General features: G+C 43.1%; 6 protein-coding genes. 5 read left to right on the top strand and 1 reads right to left on the bottom strand.

Annotated elements, in window-relative coordinates:
* The first annotated feature begins 9 nt into the window (after positions 1-9).
* Both KIM67_RS18440 and KIM67_RS18435 read left to right on the top strand, forming a co-directional pair.
* On the top strand, positions 10-891 hold the full coding sequence (locus KIM67_RS18440) for an RHS repeat-associated core domain-containing protein (RefSeq protein WP_313788453.1): 882 nt from the start codon (positions 10-12) through the stop codon (positions 889-891).
* Between the two features lie 10 nt (positions 892-901).
* Positions 902-1,276, top strand: a complete 375-nt coding sequence (locus tag KIM67_RS18435; protein ID WP_213833025.1) for a hypothetical protein — start codon at positions 902-904, stop codon at positions 1,274-1,276.
* Between the two features lie 13 nt (positions 1,277-1,289).
* On the opposite strand, the gene KIM67_RS18430 is transcribed toward KIM67_RS18435, so the two are convergent.
* Entirely contained in the window at positions 1,290-1,664 is a 375-nt protein-coding gene (locus KIM67_RS18430) for a helix-turn-helix domain-containing protein (RefSeq protein ID WP_213833024.1), read from the bottom strand.
* Positions 1,665-1,802: 138 nt separating this feature from the next.
* On the opposite strand from KIM67_RS18430, the gene KIM67_RS18425 reads away from it, so the two are divergent.
* The 3 genes from KIM67_RS18425 to KIM67_RS18415 all read left to right on the top strand — a co-directional run.
* Positions 1,803-3,356 carry a hypothetical protein gene (locus tag KIM67_RS18425; RefSeq protein ID WP_213833023.1) on the top strand — a complete coding sequence of 518 codons (1,554 nt, stop codon included), beginning with the start codon at positions 1,803-1,805 and terminating at the stop codon, positions 3,354-3,356.
* Positions 3,357-3,467: 111 nt separating this feature from the next.
* Positions 3,468-4,430, top strand: a complete 963-nt coding sequence (locus tag KIM67_RS18420; protein ID WP_213833022.1) for a tyrosine-type recombinase/integrase — start codon at positions 3,468-3,470, stop codon at positions 4,428-4,430.
* Positions 4,420-5,094: phage integrase N-terminal SAM-like domain-containing protein (locus KIM67_RS18415; protein WP_213833021.1), on the top strand; the 675-nt coding region annotated here is incomplete at its 3' end. The genes KIM67_RS18420 and KIM67_RS18415, both read left to right, overlap by 11 nt.

Below are 5,094 nucleotides of genomic sequence, written 5' to 3'. Positions count from 1 at the left end.
CCCTTCGGGATGCCCATGCCGGGCAAGAGCCTGCTGGGGGCCGAGGGCTACAGATATGCCTTCCAGGGGCAGGAAAAGGACCCCGAAACGGGGAAGGAGGCCTTTCAGTTAAGGCTTTGGGATAGTCGCATAGGACGGTGGCTCACAACGGATCCGTATGGGCAATATGCTTCGCCATATCTCGGCATGGGGAACAACCCTATTTTGATGGTAGATGCCGATGGTGGTTTTGCCGACGGATGCTGTGATGACGATTGGGTCACCACGGGCCCGAACCAATTGGACGGTGTTACGATGACCGGTACGGACATGTCGGGGGACATGATGCGTGGTCTGGCAGGAATGGATTTTTCTTTCAGCGCCCCTCTTTTGATGAGCACGATGATACCGGCCTCGGCATACGATTACTCGCAGGAGACCATACCGGGCAAGTTCGAGCAGGACTGGAACTTTGTCCTGAACGGTGCGGGGGGCAACGCCCTCACAAGGTTCGGTGACATCTTCTCAAGGGACTGGGACGCCAACTCGCCTGAACAGCGTAGGGAGTTTGGTTTGGACGTGACCACATCCATAATACCGGGAGGGTTCATCATAAGGGGCACAAAAACTTTGGGAAAGCCAGCTTCTAAATTGGCCAACAAGCTAATTAAATACGGTGGTAACGGAAAGGTTCCTTTACCAAAATTAAACCCAAGTCAATTTAAAACAGTTTCTGGGGAAATCGTCCATATAAAATCGGGAGCAATTTACCGTAAATCCTATACAACACATACTGGCCTACACGGCGAATGGAAGATATTTACAAAGAACTCTCCCGGTTTTGGCACTCAGGCAAAGAAGCAAGGACACAGGATCACTACAGACCTAGAAGGCAAGATTATAAACAATTAACCTCGCCACCATGTATTTTGAAGATATATATAATAAAATAAGACCTCTTTGGAAAAAAAGATATTTTCTAGGAGATGTGAAAAATACTAAAACATATATTAAAAACTTAGCAGATGATTGGGAGGAAATTGATTATTTAGTTTCATATAGGGAAGAAAAAAAACACAGTGCATGGGAAAAAATGATGCTTTTTGTAATGTATCAAACACTTACGGAATACAGCTTAGAACAATCTACTCTGGGCAAGCAAACAATAGATTTGGATGAAATCCCGATTGCACGTATTGAGGAAAAGTACCGCGAGAATTTACAATTCGAGGGCAACGAAGAGTACCTAAAAAAATACAAGGGCTTCAAAAACCCGCAGATAGCAAAAGAGCCTTAACGGGCTCTTTTTTTTATGCCAGTTGTTTTTGAATATCCTTTTGGAACACAAAGGCACGTAGCATCGCCTTGATGCTCGTTATGTCCTCGTTGCCCAACAACTGCACCTTGGAGAACAACTGCAACAGCTCCTCATCATTGAGCTTGCTGTTCACAATCTGCTCGTTGGAACCATAAATAAGGGAATCCGTGGATACCTCGAGGGCATCGGCAATCCTTTTAGCCACATCAATGGTCGGCGACGTTAAATTACGTTCGTACCGCGAAATATGCGTAGCGTGGACATCGATCATTTTGGCGAGCTCGCCCTGTGAAATATCCTTGTCCGCACGTATCTTCCTTAAGTTATCGCCAAACGACATAAACGTAATAATTAACAGATGAAACATCAAAAATGCTTTACAAAGTTAGCTATTTATAGACATAAAATATAATGATGCCGAAAATAGTAAACGAAGTATATATTTTTAAATAAACAAAATGTATATATTTGTAGTCAAATATGATTATCAAAATAATTGTAAACAATGGCCACAAACTTCAACGCAGATGTTTCGACGAAGCTCAACACAAGCAATCCAGAGCAGTTAATTTATCAGAACGAACTCTTACGGCTTGCCGTACTCGGTGGCATACGGTTGGACGGACTGGACAGGATGCGGAGCACCCTGAAAGTACAGTTGCAGGAAAGTAGCCGGCCACCGGTAAGGCACAACCTCGATCTGTACAACGACACCCAGTTGGAGAAGTTTATACGCAAGTGTGCGGAGAAACTGGAAATAGGGACATCCATTTTAGCAGGAAGCTTTGCGGAACTCACGGAACTGTTGGAAAAATACAGATTGGAAAAGATCAAGGAAACCGAAGAAAACCTAAAGCCAAAAATCAAGCAACTCACAAAAAAGGAGATAGAGAAAGCCGAAACCTTCCTAAAATCCAAAGATTTACTAAATCAGACAAACAGCCTAATCGAACAAAGCGGTATCATCGGCGAGGAAACAAACCGCCTGATAATGTACATCATCTTTACCAACCGCAAACAAGAGCAACCCTTACACGTTATCAGCCTGGGCAGTAGCGGAACAGGAAAGACGCATTTACAGGAAAAAGTTGGCGAACTCGTTCCGGAAGAAGAACGGGTAAGCATAACGACGTTAAGTGAAAACGCCTTTTACTATTTTGGAAAGCAAGAACTTAAAAACAAGGTCATACTTATTGAAGATCTGGACGGAGCAGAAAACGCACTCTACCCGTTACGGGAACTACAGACCAAAAAACGTATCGTAAAGACCATTGCCGGTAAAAACAGCAAAGGCGAAACCCAAACCAAGTATCTAGTTGTAGAAGGCCCTGTTTGTGTAGCAGGATGCACTACCAAAGAACAGATTTACGAGGATAATGCAAACAGGAGCTTCCTACTCTACTTGGATGAAAGTAACGAACAGGACGAGAAAATAATGCAGTACCAGAGGCGAGCCGCCTCGGGCAAAGTTGACAAGTACAAAGAACTTGAAATACAGACCTTTTTACAAAATGTGCAAAGGGTTTTAAAGCCGATTAGAATAATTAATCCGTATGCAGAAAAGTTGGTATTACCGCAATCGGTATTTAAACCGAGAAGAACAAACAACCACTATTTGCAATTTATAGAAGCCATTACATTTTACCGTCAATTCCAACGGGAAAGCCAATTTGATAAGGAAACGGGCGAGGAATACATCGAAGTTGCCATTGAGGATATCGAGAACGCCAACACGCTTTTAAAGGATATTTTACTGCGCAAGAGCGATGAACTTACAGGAAGTTGCAGAAACTATTTAGAGAATGTAAAAAGCTATCTGAAAAGTAAAAAGAAAAAGCAGTTTACCAATCGGGAAATACGGCAAGTTCTACGCATCAACCCAAGCAATCAAAAACGCTACAATCTACAATTGCTCACAGGCTACTACATTAAAAAAGTGAAAGGTAAAAAAGCAACTGGTTACCATTATGAAATCGTCAGTACCACAGAATATAATCAACTGCAAAAACAGATTAATAGTGTACTGGACAAGACATTAGTAAAGCTAAAAAGGCGGTAAAGTGGTTCAGTAGCCCAAAGGTGGTTCAATCTATAAATGAACTACATAACATACATATAAACAGTTAATTAAAGTAGTGGTTCGCAAAGTTCACGAAAAAGCATAAGCGCAATGAAAAAATTAATCCTAAAAAACCGATCCTATGAGTACCTGCAACAATCCTTTAGGGAATGGCTGGATATTTTGGGCTATGCGGAAAGTACCGTTTATAATCTTCCCAACCACATACGAGAATTATTTTACTACCTCGAACAGAACAATATCAATCATATCAAGCAACTGGACAACAAGCGGATAAAAGAATATTACAACCACTTAAAATCACGGAGCAACGAACGTCAGGGCGGTGGCTTGAGCAACGCCTATTTGAACAAGCATTTACAGGCATTGTATAAGTTTACGGACTACCTGCGCCAAAGTGGAAGGATGGTGTTGCCAATGCTAACCATCGATTGGGAGGCGTGCGACGCCAGCGAAATAGAGACGTTGACCGTTGCAGAAATCCGAGAGCTCTACAAACTCACGGAAAGTTATCATCATAACATATCACGCTACAATCCCAAATACCTTTTTGAGGCCATCGCATCAAGGGACAAGGCCATACTAACGGTTTTTTACGGTTGTGGTCTGCGAAGGAACGAAGGCCATCATCTTGACATCGGCGATGTGTACTGGGACAAACAGATATTGCACGTTAGAAGGGGAAAAGGTTACAAAGAACGATTTGTACCACTTAACAAGACCAACTTAAAATACCTCGAAGAATATGTTTACGATTACAGGCCAACGTTATTAAACAAGGACAAGCGGGAAGAAGCCTTTTTTGTAAGCAGCCGCAGCAGACGGATGGATGCCCAGAGCATTGCCCTGCGGTTGAAGCTGTTGCAACACCGGAGCAACAATATTGAGTTGCAACAAAAGAACATCAGGCTTCACGTACTGCGCCACAGCATCGCCACGCACCTGCTCCAAAACGGGATGCCCTTGGAAAAGATAAGCAGGTTCTTGGGGCATAGCAGTCTGGAATCCACCCAAGTGTACACACATCTTTTAGAGCAACAAAATGACGTTTAAAAACTACCTGTTATCAAGAGGCTTTAGCACAGCCACATCGGAAAGCTACAGCAAAAGCCTGTTGCAATACACCGTCTGGACGGAAAGCAACCAAATAGAAACGGAACAAAGTACCTACAACGAGGTTATCAGCTACGTACAGCATCTAAAGAACAAAGCGATAAAACAGCGTACCGTACAACTGCACATGAACAGCTTAAGACATTACTTCGATTGGGTCGCCAAGCGACAGTTAAGAAACGATAACCCCACCTTGAACATCAACATCAAGGGCATCAAAAGACGAAAGCTGTACAATATCATCGACAAACCCACATTGGAAAAAATCTATCACGGTTACGATATCGGGAACTTGGAAAAACAGGAAGATGAAAACATCGCCAAACGCAATAAGATCATCTTGGGACTGATCATTTACCAAGGCTTGGGAACGTTGGAACTGAACCGACTGGAAGTAAACGACGTAAAATTGAGAGAAGGAAAAATCTTTGTAAAGAGCAGTCGCAGGAGCAACGAAAGAACCCTAAAACTGGAAGCGCACCAAGTCTTGGACGTGATGGAGTACACGCTAAAAATACGAGCGGAACTAGTGGCAGAAAACCCAAAGGGGACCGAACAGCTATTGATTACCAAAGGCACGGGAAACCACTTGCAGAACGCCATA

The sequence above is a fragment of the Flagellimonas sp. 389 genome (assembly GCF_018449435.1).
Lineage (GTDB): Bacteria > Bacteroidota > Bacteroidia > Flavobacteriales > Flavobacteriaceae > Flagellimonas.
This window is presented reverse-complemented; position numbering and strand designations above follow the sequence as displayed.